The 17,113-nt window shown below is 70.3% G+C and carries 9 protein-coding genes and 1 pseudogene; 6 read left to right on the top strand and 4 right to left on the bottom strand.

The window, feature by feature from the left end:
* Positions 1-106 precede the first annotated feature (106 nt).
* Positions 107-634 (bottom strand): SMI1/KNR4 family protein, encoded by a 528-nt coding sequence (locus tag BLU95_RS40530; RefSeq protein WP_197698683.1) that lies wholly within the window; start codon positions 632-634, stop codon positions 107-109.
* On the opposite strand from BLU95_RS40530, the pseudogene BLU95_RS45720 reads away from it, so the two are divergent.
* A pseudogene (locus BLU95_RS45720) lies at positions 633-827 on the top strand (IS630 family transposase); the annotation flags it as partial. The gene BLU95_RS40530 and the pseudogene BLU95_RS45720 sit on opposite strands and share 2 nt — an antisense overlap.
* 1,014 nt (positions 828-1,841) lie before the next feature.
* On the opposite strand, the gene BLU95_RS40520 reads toward BLU95_RS45720, so the two are convergent.
* Complete coding sequence (locus BLU95_RS40520) at positions 1,842-3,041, bottom strand: hypothetical protein (protein ID WP_093864444.1); 1,200 nt, start codon at positions 3,039-3,041, stop codon at positions 1,842-1,844.
* Between the two features lie 132 nt (positions 3,042-3,173).
* On the bottom strand, positions 3,174-4,064 hold the full coding sequence (locus BLU95_RS43525; protein ID WP_197698682.1) for a hypothetical protein: 891 nt from the start codon (positions 4,062-4,064) through the stop codon (positions 3,174-3,176).
* 1,586 nt (positions 4,065-5,650) lie between these two features.
* On the opposite strand from BLU95_RS43525, the gene BLU95_RS40510 reads away from it, so the two are divergent.
* From BLU95_RS40510 to BLU95_RS40490, 5 genes are all read left to right on the top strand, one after another.
* Positions 5,651-6,880, top strand: a complete 1,230-nt coding sequence (locus tag BLU95_RS40510; RefSeq protein WP_093864443.1) for a hypothetical protein — start codon at positions 5,651-5,653, stop codon at positions 6,878-6,880.
* Positions 6,881-7,168: 288 nt separating this feature from the next.
* Positions 7,169-8,500, top strand: a complete 1,332-nt coding sequence (locus BLU95_RS40505) for a hypothetical protein (RefSeq protein ID WP_159425263.1) — start codon at positions 7,169-7,171, stop codon at positions 8,498-8,500.
* Positions 8,497-9,573, top strand: a complete 1,077-nt coding sequence (locus tag BLU95_RS40500; protein WP_231978142.1) for a polyprenyl synthetase family protein — start codon at positions 8,497-8,499, stop codon at positions 9,571-9,573. Before BLU95_RS40505 ends, BLU95_RS40500 begins: the two co-directional genes overlap by 4 nt.
* A complete protein-coding gene (locus BLU95_RS40495; protein WP_093864441.1) occupies positions 9,570-11,225 on the top strand; it encodes a hypothetical protein in 1,656 nt (551 codons plus the stop codon). Before BLU95_RS40500 ends, BLU95_RS40495 begins: the two co-directional genes overlap by 4 nt.
* A gap of 297 nt (positions 11,226-11,522) precedes the next feature.
* The gene (locus BLU95_RS40490; RefSeq protein ID WP_093864440.1) at positions 11,523-15,224 is read left to right on the top strand and encodes an AsmA family protein; all 3,702 of its coding nucleotides are present in this window, start codon (positions 11,523-11,525) and stop codon (positions 15,222-15,224) included.
* 69 nt (positions 15,225-15,293) lie between these two features.
* Here the strand turns inward: BLU95_RS40490 and BLU95_RS40485 are convergent, their stop codons facing one another.
* A complete protein-coding gene (locus tag BLU95_RS40485) occupies positions 15,294-16,160 on the bottom strand; it encodes a DNA/RNA non-specific endonuclease (protein ID WP_093864439.1) in 867 nt (288 codons plus the stop codon).
* Positions 16,161-17,113: the final 953 nt, after the last annotated feature.

Genomic DNA, 17,113 nt, shown 5'->3' with positions numbered 1-17,113 from the left:
CCACCGGGCTGCCTCTACCCAGTGCCGAATCAAGCAACGTCTGTCCTGGGAAGGGCTCGTGGCGGGGGTAGCCTTGCAGCTAGACGGAGGCGCTTCGCGTGCGAGCTCAGCCGAAGAAGCCGTCGCTCTTCGCACTCTCGAACTCGCCGACGGAGGTGAGACCCTCGACGAAGGAGCGGAAGTCCGGAGAGAGGGCCAACCCCGAGTTGTCGTCCGCGTCGAACCAGGTAACGGACGGTTCCCCCTGCCGGCCACAGGCCCGGTAGTCGAGCCCGATCCAGCAGGTCCCCTCACCCGAGACCAGCACCACAGGAGCGGGGAGGTTCCACTCTTCCACCAGGTACGGACTGTCGAGCAGGGAGATCGTCCCCTCGCGGTGGCCGATGCCCAGCAAGCCGTCGAAGGGGACGTGGTCGGCACTCCACAAGGTCGGCCCGCTCGTGGAGAAGGCATTCCGGCTGCTCGTGACCCGGCCCCCGTTCTGCTGCCGCAGCAGGTCGAGCAGGGAACCGGGGAGCGCGACGTTCAGCAGCCGCTCGGCCTCCAGAATCACCCGGTCGGTCACGGGCGGCTGTACCCCGTAGTCACAATCGGTGTCCCACAGGGACTGCTGGAGATCCTCAAAGCGCACCATGCCCGGCATCGTAGGAGCCCCGCCCGACATCGACCGCCAGACCCCGCCCCAGGAGGGGCGTCAGCTGCTGCGGACCGTCCGGCGGGGCACCGGGACGGTGGTGACGTGGCCCCGGGCCCAGATTGTGCAGCTGCCGGCACGGGGCATGCCCGTGCCGAAGACCGCCGAGGTGACGTTCACCAGCGCGGACCGGTCCGGGACGTCATTTCCCCTCCGGAGGTCGCAGTGCACGTCCTAGGGTGTCCGCATCGACCTGACCTGAGGTCAGGCGAATACCGGGGTGGGTGGGTCCGATGGTGCGGTCAGGTCCAGATGGGAGGGCTGGGCGCGCTGGGCGGGCATGGGCCCAGAGGACCTCGCGGAACACCGGCCCACCGCGAAGCCGGGAAGTTGATCCGAGCGCGTCAACCGCTGTGACGGTCGGAGTGCACTGTGCGCGTCAGCGCGGCCTTGCGGTCGCAACTCCGCTTTCGCGACTTCCGGTCGCGTCCGCGAGGGCGGACCGGCGGCACCACTGACGTGCCGCCTTCGGGCCGCTGCCCTGTCCCGGTGTCGGGCGATCGGTCCGCTGTGGATGCCCCGCGTCCGGACCGGACTGGTTGCGGAAGGGCCTCGCGCACCGATCACGGATGGGCGTGGCGCCCGCGCCGATGCGAGTGCACCAGGTCGCGCGGTGCGCGTCCGGCGCCCGTCGCGAGATCGGTGTCCGCGCATCGGCCAACGGAGGCTTCCACAGCGGACCGGGGCCCGGGTCCTGCGGTTGTAAGCGTCGCGCAGGGACGTACGGGCGATCGCCACCGCCGGTCGCGTCGTCCGCGCGGCAGCTCCCGGGCCTTTCGGCCCGGGAGCTGTCACCGCGCGAGCGGTCTCACAGCGAAGATGCAGCACACCTGTTCCACGAGGCGGCTGCGGCTCCCCGGTGGACAACTGTGCCACGTAGGCGAAGCTTCTTGAAGGGCCGAAGATGTGCGCGCACGCTGCGGTGCGGTGGCGGGTCGGCCGACGTGGGGAGGTGCGTCACCGTGCCGGTGCCCATTCGCCGTTGCCGCAGTGGCCCGTCCGACTCCGGTGGACGTGCCGGGACGGCGCCCGGTGTGCAGCAGCGCGGCACGGTTCCCGCCATCGCGGGACCGTCGGAGGTTCCGTGCGGCCGGCACTGGCCCCGACAGCCATCATTCGCAGCCGACGGTAGGGGCTCGACAGGGGGTCACGCAGTGCGTGCCGGGCGCCCGAGCCGGTCCGCGGCCGGCTGTGGCATCGGCCAGTACGAGGTGTTGCGCTTGCCGGTGAGTGCCTCCAGCAGGACGTCCTCGGACATCTGGAGGACCGGTGCGCAGCGGATGAGGAGGGAGGGGGTGGTCGGTTCGCCGTTGAGCCAGGCGGTGACAAGGGTTTCGGGCAGGATCGCAGCCTGGGCGAGTTGGCCGGGCGTCATGCCGAGGCGGTCGAGGCGGTGGCGCAGGGTTCCGGCGACGGTGAGGTCGCGGCCCAGCTTGCCCAGGCGTTCCTGCAGGAGAGCGGGCAGGCCGGGATCGAGCGGTGGTGCGGGCGGCGCGTCGGGGTCGTGGAACATCTCCAGGGACGGCCGGTCGTAGTTGGCCAGGACGTAGTTGGCGCAGTCGGCCAGCAGGGCGGTGGCCCAGGTGCGGGCGTCGTGGTCGGTGCGGTCCGCGTTCAGCCGCCAGGTGGCCTTCAGTCCCTGGAGTTGGAAGTCGCGGTCGGTGAGGAGCCAGCCGGCGTTGACGGCGCTGGCTCGGGAGTCGATCGGCCAGATCCGGCCGGGCACGACGCAGGGAGTGGCGAAGAGGGAGGTGAGCAGGTTCTCGAGGGATCGGCTCATCGCGATCGCGCACGATTCGTCGAAGAATCGGTGCTGGGCCAGGCCGACGAAGGTCTCGAATTCCTCCAGCAGGCGATCCGGCAGGCCGGCGGGGGCGGTCGCGTCGGGGGCCGGGAGGGCGGGGGTGCTGGCGAAGAAGGCGGCCGGGTCGGCGGTGGCGAGCCGCTCTACCGCCCACGGGGCCAGCGCCCGGGGTTGGCGGGGCGGTGTGTTGCCGAAGGGGACGAACCAGGCGCGGGGGCGCAGGTCGCCGGTCCCGAGGTGCCGGCTGGTCGGGTGGTCCGGGTCGGTGGCGAGGTGGCGCAGGTCCTGGTCGTAGTGCATCAGCACATCGAAATCCTGGAGGTAGACGCTCAAGAAGTGGTCGAAGGTGCGGTGCCGGACGCTGATCCTGTCGGCGGTGGGCAGGCCGTAGGAGTTGGCGTAGTGCTCGTCGTGGAGGTAGTCGATCAGCTCCTTGGCCTTGCCGATGATCAGGTGGAACGCAAGTTCCTCCGCCGTACAGCCGGCGTTCGGCGCCCGGCCGGCGCGCAGGTCGTCGGCGAGGTTGCCGACTGCTTGGACCATGGCGAGGCGCCAGGCTGCGCCCTGGCCGTCGCACAGCGGCGGCAGGCTTCCCAGGAACGAGTCGTCGAGATCCCGGTCGTCCTCGTCGTTCGCCCGTTCGAAGACCCGGTCACCGAACTCGAAGAGGTCGTGTCAGCCCTGCTCGGTGATCTCGTCGGCCGCGGCTGCCAGGATCCGGGCCGCGAGCGGTGTCAGCATGTCGTCCACCCCGGCGAGGAAGTACCGCTCCGTGTCCTCCTGCTGTGCGCCGCCCGGCCTGGGTCCGCTCTCCTCCAGGCGCAGGAGTTCGGCAGCCCTGGCGGCGGTCAGCGGGGCGGGGGCGGCGAGCGGGGCACCGTCCAGGTGCTGCTGCGCCCAGGCCGGGTGGCCGCGCTGCGGGTCGCGGGGATGGGTGATGGCGTACGGCGAGGCCCAGTAGGCGGGAGCGCTCCAGCCTCCGGCGGGTTCGGGGACGTCCTGTTCCTCGTCGCTCTCGGTGCCGTCGTCGGCCGGTGGCCGGGCCTCGGGGATGCTGAACTCGGCTCCCTCGATTACCAGTTGCCATGCCTCGTCCCAGTACGGGGGACGGTAGGAGTGCTCGTCGGGCATGTCGGGCACGGCAATGCCCAGGGCGTGGAGTTCGTCGTCTGTGGCCGCGAACATCGTTGGGGCAGTCTCCAGCATGACCTCCAGTGCCCAGCGTTCGGCGGTGCAGCGAGGCAGCGGGGCCCGGCCCTGGGCGATGTCGTCGGCGAGGTCCCACAGCGCCCGTGCCGCGCCGGTACGGAATGTGCGGTCCTGGTCGTCGCAGGCCGGCGGCAGCATGGCGAGGACGGTGCCGGCCACGCCGGAGGCCTGGCGGTCGAACGGCTTGTCGCCCTGGGCGGCGGCGTCGCGGTAGGCGAGGACGGCAAGGGCGCGGCCGGCGGCCATCACGAGGCCGAGCGCGAACGGGGACAGGATGTCGTCCAGGTCGCCTCCCGGTAGGTCGTAGAGCTCGGCTTCGCCGGTGAGCGCACTGAACGGGTTGTTGTTCTGCTGCATGGAGGGCCTCGCTCCGAACGGCTGAAGGACGCCCCAGTCTTCCAGCTCGGTCGGGGCCGTCGGACACCCCGCGGTGTACGCGACCCTGATGGGTGACGGCAGGTCTGCGCTGCCCCGCTCCCACCAGAGCCGGGTGTTCCGGCGCCGGCACGTCCCTGTCGTGGCGGTCCGCGTCCACCACCAGGGCTCCCGGCCGTGTCGCCATCGGGACTCCCCGATCAAGGTGCGCCCCGACCGGCTGGCGGCGCGCAAGCTCCGCCGGGTCGGCTTCTACCTGTACCGCCAGGACTCCTGGAGCAGCTGGGGTGTCGAGGAGTTCCTGAACTGCCTCGGCGCCACCACTCCACTCGACCGGCTGCGGGCGGAGCTGGCCGAGGCCCTCGGTTCGAAGAGCTCCACCGCGAGGCGGAGAGCCGGCGCGCCGTGCTGTCCCGTAAGGGAGCTGAGCCCGCGTCCACCTTCGGGCGTCCCGGAGCCGGGCCGTCCACCGGCCTTGAGCCCCGGTTGGCCTGGGCGCCTGTGTCGTCGGGAACATCGAGCCAGTGTTCCGGTGCCGAAGCCTGATAGTCGTGTCGTTGTTGGTCGGGCCGTAGGTCGGAACCCCGCCCAGCGTCAGGAACGTCGCGCCCGGGCAGGCCGCCTCCGTCGGCTGTTACACAGGTCGCCTCACCGGGAGGAGACGGGCGGCGAACAGCTGGCCCGGTCGAGCGGCTCGACCGGCGGGCGGCCGGACAGGACCGGCGCTCGACCCGGGCCCGCGCTCGGCGGTGGACCTCGGGCGGCGGCCTCCTTCGCCGTAGACGAGTCGGGCCACCTCTACGCCCTCGACCTCGTCTCGCACCGCGCTGTGCGGCACCCGAGTAGAGCGGTGTCCTCCGCGGTTACGTCGCCGGGTGGCCGATCAGGTCGAGGGGGGCGAACCGACACAATCCCTCGACCTGCAGAGCTTCCCACCCACTAGTAATGCTGTTCCCGCGACTTGAAAGATCACTTCCCAGGTCGCCCAGTATCGAGTCGTGTCGGCGACAGCCTCGGTCAGATCCCAGCAGCAAGAGTGGTCCTGTCCACGGCCCTCGTCACCGGCGCCGCCCAGCCACCATCGCCCACACCCCGCCCCCCGCCGCGCAGCCACGAGGTGGGAGCCCCGACTGCACTCTCACCGTGTGTTTTGGCCAGAGCTCCGCCAAGGTCAACTCCGACGGCTCCCTGCCCCCAGTCGGCCCCTACACGTGAACGGACCCCTCCGGAACGAAGAACGCCCAACTGCGCATCGACCTCACCGCCCAGAACTACGCCGAGGGCACCATCGACCTCACCGGCCCGAGCGGCGTCACCGCCGCCCCCTGGAAGGCCACCATCAATCCCGACGCCGGCTCACCCGACTTCGCCAAGGGCGTGCCGACCGGTGGGCCGTCCGGTGCCCGAGCCCGGCCCTCTCCGGCTCGGAGGGGGAGTGCGCCTTCGGAGGAAGGGCTACCGTCATTCGCGTGGTTCGAGTACATAGCAGTTTGTTGTCAGAGCCTTCGGGGGACGACCGGGGCGCCGCCGCGGACAGGCCCGGCAGCGACAGGCGAACGGGAGTCCTCATGTCCTATCCCAACGAAATCGTCATCGGAGTCACCGCCGAGGGAATCAACAGGTGCATCAGCGCGGTCTACAAGTCGCACCGCGAGCGGTTCAAGGGAAAGACCGAGCAGGGCGGAGTAACGGTGACCTGGGACGTTGGCAAGGCCCCCTCCGTGGCCATCGGGTCGCCGGAAGGAAAGTACTGGAGCGCGGCAATTGACGCCTCGAAGAATTCCCCTCCGAAGGCATCCAACACCGCGGTCGTTCAAGTCCTCCTGTCCGGGCTATCGGCCCAGGTCGGAACCGGTAAGTCCGTCGTCAGCGGGAATGTCCTGGTCCACATGGATGTGGTGGCGGCTGGGAAGGCGTTCAAGCCTGCCGCGATCGCGGCCTATCTGTACCCCGAGAATTTCAGCGACTGGGACGCCGAGGCGATGCGGCAGCTGCTGCCCGTCCTGCTCGACGCCGCCAACAAGGCCATGCCGGAATTCAGCCTCCCCGCACTCTGGGGTACCGCCCTGTCGGCGGCGGGGCGCGGCGTCGCACTGAAGGACAAGGCGCTCCTACTGGGGGCGGACCAGGGGGCTGGGGGCGGCGCGCTCAAGAACATCTCGATCTCGAAGGACGACCACCCCAAGTGGGCCGATCTCCTGGGGAAGTACACGGTCGTCGCCGCTTTCCCGACTACCCTCATCCCTCCCTCTCTCCTCAAGGAGAAGGCGGACGACCTGGGATTCAACCAGTATTATCCGATCAATACGGGTCGAGCAACGGGAGGCTTCACCCCGCACCTCGGCCCTGTCGACCCCGTCCCGGGCGCTGCAGGGCAGTTCAAACTCGGCATCAACCTTGACGGATTCTCTGTCAGCTCCGAAGGCTACCGTTTCAGGGTCGAAACCGAACCGCGGCATATCACGATGAGGGTCGGAATCGACCTCCCGGCCCAGGACCTCAACAAGGCCGCAGTCAAGATTATCGAGGTCGAATGGTTCGCCAGTTACTATGACTGCATTAGTTGCGCCGATGCGGTGACTAAACATATCGTCGACGGGAAAGCCAATACTCCCGAGAACAAGGCCGCGCCATGGAGTGAGGCGAAGAAGATGTTCGAGGGCGTGAGGAAGATCGTCAACCTCATGCCGAAGCTGCAGCTGACGTCCGAGGCGGTCACCGTGGAGGTGAAGCCCGCCACCCTGTTGGCCGACGAAGGCGATTATCTCCTGATGGCCGGAGATCTCGAAGCGAAGTGACGGCAGCCCGTCGGCACGCCGGCGGGACAGACCATTGTGCCGGGCCGGACGGCGTGACCTGATGGGGAAGCTGGCCCAGGCTGTCCGGCAGCTGGTCCAGGAGCAGGGGCACCCGCCCCAGGCCGGTAGCGGTCCGCAGTGGGTCCCGTCGCAGGCCGTGGAGCCGAGCCCCGGACCGCCGTGGGGCCCGCAGCCAGGCCACCGGCCCCGGCCGTGACATGAGGGGCCGCTGGTCCGGGCCGCTGCCACGACCGCCCTCCTCCTACCTCGATCACCCGGGAGATCCCCGTGTCCCAGACACCGACCGTGCTTCGGCTTCCCGACACTCCGAGCTTCCCGTTGGCCGCGGGCGTGGTCCTGCCGACCGGTCACCGCTTCGCACCGACCGCGGTACTGAGCCTGCGCCTGGGAGACATGACGCTCACCCCCCTGGGGGAGCCCGGGCTGGCCGCACCGACCGGGCAGGAGGGCGCTCTCTCCTGCCCGCTGGCGCCGCTGCTACTGCACGGGCGCTACAGCCTGGACGTGCGCCCGGAACGGGAGAACCCGCTCGACACCGGCGGCGCCCTCGCCCCGCTCAGCCAGGCCACGCCCTCCCCCGGCTACCCCTGGGCCCGCACGCTGCGCGAGGACGTCCACAAGGCCCATCTGGCGACGGCCCGTGAGGAACGAACCAAGCTGGTCGCCGCGAGCCCGAACGGGTTTCGACTCGTCAGCAGCTACTACCAGCACAACGAGGAGTTCCACGAGGCGTTCGCCAAGGACTACATGAACAACTGGGACGGTGACGGGGTGACCGCCCAGATGGCGGACGACACCGACACTGCGGTGAGGTCCGACACCCAGGCCGTCAACAGGAGCGCCCCCTACACGGACACGAACGGGAACAAGGTCACCTACAACGAGAACGCGTTCACACAGCACTACAGCCTGCTGACCGCCCTGGCCTCCCTGAAGAGCGAGGCGGACACGGGGGACACGAAGAAGTACGAGCAGGCGATGGACGCCGTCAAGCAGTTCCGGAAGCACGTCGAGGACGACACGGGCAACGAGAAGAAGAAGGTCACGCCGAGGACCGCGCAGCAGATCCGGGACGCCGTCAGATACGCCAAGGCAGAGGGTCAGGCCGCGGTCATCGGTGTCGACGACGACATCTACCTCAACCCCGACCGCTACCTGGAACAGGTGGAACGCGATGGCCCCGACGCGCTGCCGCCGGGCTTGGACCTTGAGGACCTGCACCACATTCAGCGCCAGCGCGCGGCGATCCTCGCCGCGCAGGCTGCTGCCCTTGTCCCGGTCGGCGAGGCCTACTACCAGGGCTCGTTTCAGGCAGTGATCGAGGGCGCCACCCTCATCTGGGCGCCGTCGGACGACGGGAGCGCGGGGCCGGAGTGGGTGCGGGCCGACGTGCCGCAGCCGGCCCTGGAACTGGACGACAGCGCCTGGCAGGGCGAGGCCGGCGACATCGCGCGGGCCCGCATCGCCTCCATGCGCTTCCTCACCGTCCTGCTGCGCGAGGCGATCACCGAACGGGTCGCCGTCGCTGCCCGCACCGCGCACCCCTGCTTCACCCCGCCCGCCCCGGCGGGCGGCGACCAGGCGCGGGACGGCGAGTGATCGTCGATGCCGAGGCCGCCCCCGGGATGGGGACCGGCACGCTGCAGCAGGTGTGGCAGGACCTGCTCGCCGAGGACCTGGTCCGCTACCGGCAGGTCCTGGAGGAGGTCCTGCGCCCGCAGGCCGAGTACCTCACCCCCACCGAGTACGCCCTGCACCGGCGCGGCAAGAAGCTGCGCCCGATGCTCCTGCTGCTGGCCGCCCGCATGGTCCACGGCACCGGACGGCTCCCGGACAAGGTTGTCAACGGCGCCGTGTCGCTGGAGATGCTGCACGTGGCCACCCTCATCCACGACGACGTCGTCGACGACTCCAGCCTGCGCCGCGGCCTGCCCTCCGTCAACGCCGCCCGCGGCACCCACACCGCTGTCCTTATCGGCGACCTGCAGTTCGTCCAGGCGATCCGCGGCTTCGTCGACGGTATCGACGCCCAGCGCGACATCGACCTCGTGCGCACCGTCCTGGACACCGCTTTCCGCGTGTGCTGCGGCGAACTCGACGAACTGCGCACCGACCCCGCCTGGGACACCGAGGCCCTGCTCGCCCACTACTGGCGCACCGTCGAACGCAAGACCGCCGTCCTGTTCGGACTTGCCTGCGAGGCCGGCGTCACCCTCGCCGACGGCCGCACCCGCGACGCCCGCCGGGCCGGTTTCTACGGCCGCCGCCTCGGGCGCGCCTTCCAGGTCATGGACGACATCCTCGACCTCACCCACGACCAGCACACCACCGGCAAACCCCCCTGCACCGACCTCGCCCGCGGCCGCTGGTCCCTGCCGCTGATCCACGCCGCCCACGAACTGGGCCCCGCCCACCCCGCCACCCGGATCCTGCGCGGCGAAGCCCACGACGACGCGCAACTGCGCGCCGCTGCCTGCGCGGTGCGCGCCACCGGCGCCTGCGCCACCGCCTACGCCCAGGCCCGCAACCAGGCCCTGGACGCCCTCACCCACCTGCAGCCCTTCCCGCCGGGCGTCTACCGCGACGCCCTCGCCGAGATCGCCTGGGACGTCGTCGACCGCCCCCCACAGCCCCCGTACCAGCGCCCCGCAACAGATCGGACCCCGGCATGAGCAAGGCCCTCCTCGAGTTCATCGCGGCGACGATGCTCCCGCTCCTGAACGATCCCGCCCACCCCCACAGTCTGCCCAAACTCCTCGCGAAAGCGACCACCAAGGACGGCAAGAACCTCCTTCCCGTCCACGCAACCGACTGGAACCCGGGCACCTTCGACGCAGGCGTGACCTCCGCCAACATCGCCGTGCAGTGGTACCAGGCCGTCGTGCGCGTGGCCAAGAAGGCCGACCCGCCCATCGACACCGGCAAGTACAAAGGGGCCCCGCTGCCCGCCTCCCCGCACGCCACCCTGACGATCCCCTCGGCCACGATCACCGGCCTGGAGAACGCGACGGCCGGCGAGCCGGCCGGCGTGACCCAGACCGTCACCGGCTACAGCATGACCGTGCCCCTGACCTTCGGCACCGTCAAGGACCCGGCGCTGCCCCCACACGTCGTCATCGCCGGCCGCTACCGTCTCGACCAGGACGTGTGTGCCGTCGACAAGAAGACCGGCAAGCAGGCCGACACCGAGAGCAAGCTGCCCGACCTGAAATGGCCCGTCGACCGCGTCACCGGCACCGGCACGTTCAGCCTCACCGCCAAAGAGCTGACCGCCGACATCGCCCTGCACGTGGCCGTCGCCGACACCGGCGCCGACCGCGTCCTCACCGTCACCATCGACAAGATCACCGTGCCCGCCGGAACCGCCAAGGACCCCGTCTACGAGCTCGACCCCGCAACCCTGACCATCGACCAGAACGCCAACGAGGACTTCAAGAACATCTGGCACGACATGGCCCTGGAAGCCTTCGCCGACAAGGAGACCGGCGGCACCAGACTCACCAAAGCGCTCCTCTCCGCCCTCAACACCTCCGACACCCGCGACTCCGTCTCCCGCGCCCTCACCGAACAGCTCGCCAATGCCCTCGACAACGTGATGGGCACCCCCACCGCCCTCGCCCACGACACCACCACCGCCAACCCGCCCGTCGACCAGTACCTTTTCGACCGCCTGCGCACCGCCCTGGCCGACGACAAGTCCCCCCTCTTCCTTCCGGACCTGATCGCCGGCGCGGACGACCCCCTCCTGGAGCCCTACACCCTGGGAAAGGTCGACATCGGTGACATCGCCCTGGGCGGAAACTTCGATCCGCTCAAGAACGTGACCCTGGACGGCACCGTGACCGGCTTCTCCAACGCCGTCGTCCCCGTCCAACAGGCCCATCTCAACAACGGGCACGTCACCGCCACCGTGAAGCTGGCAACCCTGACCGGCACAGCGCACGTGCCCGGCCCGCCATGGAAGGCCAAGGGCGCTCTCACCTGCGACTGGGGCATCCATCACGGCCTCGCCGGAACCTTCGACGCTCAAGCCGCGCCCGCGACCCTGGATATCGGGCTGTCCTTCGGAGGCAAGGACCTCGACCACCTCACCATCACCGTCGACTCCGCGCAGCTGCGGGTCGACGACCACAACCTCAGGGTCACCGTCGACCTCACCGGCTCCCCCTCCATCACCGAGTTCGCCAACAAGGCCCTCGAACAGCCCTCACTCAAGGAGCGCATCCTCAAAGGGCTCAACAAGACCCTCGACACGAAGCGCGCCGACATCGGCCGGGCCCTGGCGAAAGCCGCCCGCACCGGCATCGCCAAACACCTCGACTAGCCCGAACAACCGCCCCACAGGCCCGCACCACCGGTCCCGCACCGTCCGGGTGGCGCCAGCGGACGGGCGCCGCCGCCGGACAGACCACGCTCCGCGAAGGCCGGCACCCAGCCGCCCAGACCGGGCGAGCACGCAAGAGCCGCCACCTCCCGCCGCGCCATCGCCACGCGCCACGGTCTCGCCTCCCGCCGCACGACCGCCAACCGGCTGCACGCTCCGCGAACGCGTGCCGGCCGCGCACCCGCCCGAACGACCCTCCACCCGCCGGACCGGTCCGGCCCGACGGACAGGAACACCATGGACATCAAGGCCCTGCAGGAGCGGATCACGTCGTGCTTCAAGGACGGGACCCTGACCGTGACGGCCGCCAACCTCGACGCCCAGGCCGCCTCCCGGCAGCTGGCCGCCTGGTTCCCCGACAAACTCGTCCTCACCGACGCCACACTGGACAACACCACGACGGGCGTGACCGTCACCGGCACGCTCAAAGGGTGGCCCAGCCCCGATCCGGTCAAGACCACCGTCGAGTTCGGGATCGACCCCGCCGACCAGAGCCCCTCCCTCTACGCGCACCTGCTGCTGCCCGTCGGCTGGACGTTCGGCGCCGCCTTCCCGAAGATCAAGGGCCTCGCGCTCGACCGCCTCACCTACGGCGAACCGCCCCTGCTCCTGCTCACCTCCACCGAACGCGAGGCCGCCGACGGCCTGCCCGACCTGCCGCCCGGGATGACCTTCCACTCCCCCAAGGCCAAACCCCCCACCGACTCGGAAGCACTGGCCTTCCTGCTGCCCCTGACCGACGGCGCCCTCACCCTCACCGGCCCCCTCACGCCTGCCGACAAGAACGGCCGCCCCGGCGTCGACCTGCGATCCCCACGTCAGGCCGGCCAGGACATGCAGGAAGCGTCGTTCCTGCTGTGGACGGGCTCCCGCGACCTGGACACCCCCAGCCCCTACTACGACGTGCAACTGCGTGCCGACGTCCGGATCACCAAGACGCTCACCGTCGAGATCGGCACAACCCTCCAGAGCGGGCCCGCGACCCTCATCCTCACCGGGGCGCCATCGAAGGATCCGGTCGCCGCCTCCGACCTCAAGGACTTCGCCGGCCTGGACAAGGCGCTCACGAAAGCCGACAAGGCCGGCTTCCCCCTCGGCGACACCCTGCAGCTGCGCGACGTCCTGATCACCATCGACTCCGCGAACACCGGCGGAAGCCTGGCCAAGGCCCTGCGGCAGGTTACGGTCGACATCGACTCCGCCCCCGGCCGGACCTGGGACATCGCCGAGGGCAACCTGAAACTGACCGGCGTCGGCGCGGAACTGTCCGTCTTCGAGCCCCTGCAGTCCACCCGCACCGTACAAGTCGTCGTCCGGGCCCGCTTCGAGGTCGCCGACAAGCTCCCCTTCCTCGTCGAGGGCCTTGTTCCGCCCGGCACCCTCACCATCACCGACGACACCCTCAAGCCGGTCCCGCTGAAGGACGTCGTCCAGCACTTCCTGCCCAGCACGGACCTCGGCCACATGCCGGCCATCAACCTCACCGACTTCTGGGGCGAGGTCACCCCCACCAAGGGCACGTTCAGCGTGGCGGCCGACGCCGACACCAACGCCACGCTCGAACTCGGCGCCGCAACCATCACCCTCACCCGGGCCGGCTTCGCCCTCCAACACGACAAGAAAAACACCACCGCAAGCCTGAACGCCACCGCCGTCGTCGCCCCCACCGGCCAGCCCCTCACCGACGGCATCAAGATCACCGCAGCCTGCGCGATCCCCGGATCCTTCCGCCTGAGCGGCCAGTTCCCCACCGTGTCACTGACCGACCTCATCAAACAGCTCGCCGCCGACACCGGACTCTCCCTGCCCTCCGGCATGCCCGCCATCACCCTCAGCAAGACCACCGCGAGCGTGCAGTACGGACAGGGCTGGGAACTCGCCCTCTCCGGAGACGTCACCTACGACAAGTACACGCTGGCCGTCGTCGGCAAGGCCACCCGCCCGGCCGGCGAGACAACCGGCAAGACCACCGTCCTGGTCGCGGGCCTGTGGCAGGACGGCTGGACCTTCTCCCCCCGCGACATCGGTACCTGGGCGAAGGACCTCCCCATCCTCGGCGACCTCACCTTCAACGACTCCGGACTGGTCGTCAGCACCGCCGACCAGCAGAACATCGACACTGGAACCCTCAAGAAGCCCAAGGGCCTGCCCGCCACGGTCGGCAAGGGCCTCACCTTCTTCTCCACCCTCGGCTTCGGCGGCGACCTCGCCTTCCTCACCCAGCTGTTCCCCGGCGCCAGCGGCATCACCGTCACCGCCCGCCTGACCAGCCCGATCAAGAACTCCGAGTTCACCGCCGTCCTCGCCAAGGCCGGCAACGGGTTCGGCGCCCTCACCCTCACCGTCAGACCCGCCACCTACGAGATCGCCCTCGCCACCGCCTTCGTCCTCCAACTCCCCGCCGCGGCCGGCAGCGCCAAGCTCCAGCTCACCGGCCAGGGCGCCGCCAGCAAGCCCTCCGCCGGCGGCTGGGCGCTGTCCCTGAAACTCGTCCTCACACCCGCGAAGGCCAACGGCACCCCCGCCGGAACGGTACTGCCCCACCAGCTCGCCCTGGCCCTGGACGCCCCCGGCTACACCCTCCTCACCCCCGACCCCGAAGCGGCCCCCGCCGGAGCGGGCACGCCCGCCGTCGCCGTCCTCACCCCGGCCCCGCCCGCCCTCGAAGACCTCCTGCGCGACCTCACTGCCCTGGGCCACACCCCCGTACCCGTCCTGTGGACCGCGCCACCCGCTGCCGCCACCGACGCCCCGCCGCCGTGGGCGTACGGCACCGACGTGCCCTGCGCGCTCCTGGTGCCCGCCCCCCACGAGGCGTGGGGCACTGCCCCGCTGCCCGGCCCCGACTTCTACGACAGCCCGCCGGCGTGGAAGAACGCCTTCGGCATCGACGGGTTCACCATCAACGGCTTCTTCGTCGAGATCAGCCTCAAGGACGGCAAGCTCGTCCTGGGCGGCGGCGGAGAACTCACCTTCGGCAGCGGCGGCGACGCCGTCACCCTGGACCTGACCGCCAAGGGCAGCGTGGAGCCGCCCATGGTCACCGTCTTCTACTTCGCCCTGAAACCCGCCGACACGAAGAAGGGTGTCAGCCTCCACGACATCGCGGCCCTCGTCACTACCCCGCCGAGCTGGCTCGACATCCTCAAGAAGATCGTCATCCACCGGCTCGAGGTCTGCCTGGTCACCGACGCGGGCGGCTGGAAGGACGACATCACCAAGACCACATGGCAGCAGGGCCTGTTCGCCTCCGGCGACATCGACTTCTTCGACAACAACTGGCGCTTCAAGGTCGAGATCACCCGCACCGGCATCTACGTCGACAGCGAGATCGAGAAACCGCTGACGATCGCGAAACTCCTCACCCTCTCCAGCGCCACCGACCAGGCCAAAGGCCCCCACTACCTCCTCGACCTGAAGAACCTCACGAGCGGTAACGCCCCCCAGAAGATCCTCGCCCTGTCCGGGAAGGTCGAACTCCTGGGCGCCTCCGCCGCCCTGGACGCCTCCCTGGGCAAGGACGGCTTCGCATTCGACCTCAACGTCAAGGTCGGCGGCTTCACCGCCGACCTCGCCTGCGCCCTCGACCTCGGCTCCGGCCTCACCGCCAAGGCCACCGCCACCCTCGACTTCAGCATCGACGCGCCCAGCAGCTGGAAGCTCACCGGCACCGTCCTGGACGTCAACGCCACCGGCAGCCTCACCCTCACCGTCACCAAGGACAAGGCCACCGTCTCCCTCGCCCTCAAAGCCACCGTCACCCTCACCGGCAGCCACCTGCCCAAGATCGACCTGAGCGTCGACGACCTCGGCATCACCAGCTTCGAGGACATCATCAACCACTTCAAGAACACCCCCAAACTCATCTGGGACCAGCTCGGCACCCTCGGCGACGACATCAAGGACTGCGCCGTCAACACCGCCGAGGGCAAGCTGTAGCACTCGACGGCAGCCGGCCTCCGGGGCCCGGGCCGGGCGTGCACCGCACCGGACCCGGGCCCCGCCGGCTCAGCAGCCGGAAGCAGTCCTCGCGGCCGTCAGATCCTGCGCGAGCTGGCTCCCGTTGCCCGACGGGGCGTCCCACGGGATCCTCCCGGCGGCCCGGGCGGTCCCGGCCTGGCCTGTGAGCCGCACCGCGACATCGAAGGACTGCGGGAAGCGCGGGTCGTGCGCGGCGTCGTTGAAGTAGTTGACGGTGACGGAGTACTCGTCGACGCTGCCCGCCCTGGGCGGAGTGACCGGGGCGAGGCAGGCGCGGGCCGCGTTCTCGAACCGCTTGTACAGCCCCGTGTTCACCCCCTTCAGTTGGGGCACCAGGTTGTAGCGGGTGTCGGGCCCGAAGTAGGTGTAGGCGATCAGATGCCCCCCGTTCCACATCTGCCCGTTGCCGGGAGGCGGGCCCGCGGCGACCGGCGGCAGCGCGGGCTGCCCCCACCGGGTCTCGTAGTAGTGCCCTACCGTCACCTGGCAGGGACCACTGGTCCGCTGGTCACCCTGGTAGCTACCCCGGCTCCTGGGCTGCATGAAGCGAGCCCTGGCGGGGCGGCCGAGACTGTCGAGGTCCCAGCGGACCGCGCGCTGCGTGTCCTGGACGGAGTCGCCCGGCCCGGGCCAGCCCTGGGGAGCAGGAGCGGCATAGTACTCGGGGCAGTTGTACCCCGGCGGCGGAGCCAGCACCGCCCTGACACCCGCCGCAGCGACGGCGTGCGGAGCGGCAGGGACGACCACCGCCACCGCCGCGAGCACCACCACCGCCACCGAGCGCCTCAGCCGACGCGCCGCATGCCCGGCGGAACGGCGCGGTGCCCCGCGGGCGTGGTGCTTGAGGGAGCTGGGGGTCTCGACCCGGCCCGGCCGTACACGGGGAAGGGGCATGGTTCACCTCACCGAAGAGATTCATTGGTATTCGAACTATTTGCTGTGGCGAACCCCCGGCCACGGACCCCCGCACCTGTTCACCCGATGGCAGACGAAAAACCCCTGGGGCGGGCCAATCCCCAGGCCTGGGCAGGCGCTCCGCGCCCGCGGCTACCGCGTGAGGCGGCCGGTGGGCTGCGGAGAAACGCTTGCCCGGACAACCGCCGCAGCCGCACCCCACGCCGACCTCACCGAAGGCGCCCGCCGACGACTGCAGCCCCGCCGCGAGAGCGTCACCCGCACAGACGCCGCCCGCGCCGTACCGAGCGCACCGGCGCCGTCCCCCTCATCACCCACGCCCTCGACCAGCGCCGCAGATCCGCCACCGGGCGCCCGCGCACCGTCACCGTCACCGCCCTGCTCACCGGCATGACGCTGGCCTCTTGACGCGCCAGCGGCTGCGTCATCCTCTCCGACGTCGCCGACCCCCCTGCCCGACCGCACCGGCACCCAGCTCGCCCTGCCCGCCTGGCCCGACACAGCCGACGGCTTCGAGGCCGTCTACCTCGCCGTGCGGCGCACCTTCCACGCCGTCGAGGCCGCCGTGGACCCCGCCCCGCTGCCCAAGCACCGCCTCAAGCGCAGCCACGCCACCGAACTCCACGCCGCCGACCAGGAACAGCTGAAACACCGGCGGGCCCTGCTGGTGAAGGTCACCAGCCGCATCGTCGGATCGTCCCTCGCCCCCGCCCGCACGTTGATCGACGAGTGCTGGGACGGCTCGGTGGCCATCGACGCCACCCCCATGCGCACCTTCTCCGCCGGCCGCCACGCCAGCGACGAACACACCGCCCGACGCCACCTGGTACGTGCGCGACGGCGAGTACTTCGCGATCCTGATCCAGCTCGACGAGGACTGAGGTACGCAGCCCCGCAAGCGCCTCACTCCGCCGTCGCGTCCCTGCGCTGGG

This window comes from Streptomyces sp. TLI_053 (assembly GCF_900105395.1).
Classification (GTDB): domain Bacteria; phylum Actinomycetota; class Actinomycetes; order Streptomycetales; family Streptomycetaceae; genus Kitasatospora.
This window is presented reverse-complemented; position numbering and strand designations above follow the sequence as displayed.

What these genes read in the sequence shown, in the direction of transcription:
- BLU95_RS40530 (WP_197698683.1), bottom strand. Translation starts at nt 634, where the DNA reads ATGGTGCGCTTTGAGGATCTCCAGCAGTCCCTGTGGGACACCGATTGT.
- BLU95_RS40520 (WP_093864444.1), bottom strand. Translation starts at nt 3,041, where the DNA reads ATGGTCCAAGCAGTCGGCAACCTCGCCGACGACCTGCGCGCCGGCCGG.
- BLU95_RS43525 (WP_197698682.1), bottom strand. Translation starts at nt 4,064, where the DNA reads ATGCAGCAGAACAACAACCCGTTCAGTGCGCTCACCGGCGAAGCCGAG.
- BLU95_RS40510 (WP_093864443.1), top strand. Translation starts at nt 5,651, where the DNA reads ATGTCCTATCCCAACGAAATCGTCATCGGAGTCACCGCCGAGGGAATC.
- BLU95_RS40495 (WP_093864441.1), top strand. Translation starts at nt 9,570, where the DNA reads ATGAGCAAGGCCCTCCTCGAGTTCATCGCGGCGACGATGCTCCCGCTC.
- BLU95_RS40490 (WP_093864440.1), top strand. Translation starts at nt 11,523, where the DNA reads ATGGACATCAAGGCCCTGCAGGAGCGGATCACGTCGTGCTTCAAGGAC.
- BLU95_RS40485 (WP_093864439.1), bottom strand. Translation starts at nt 16,160, where the DNA reads ATGCCCCTTCCCCGTGTACGGCCGGGCCGGGTCGAGACCCCCAGCTCC.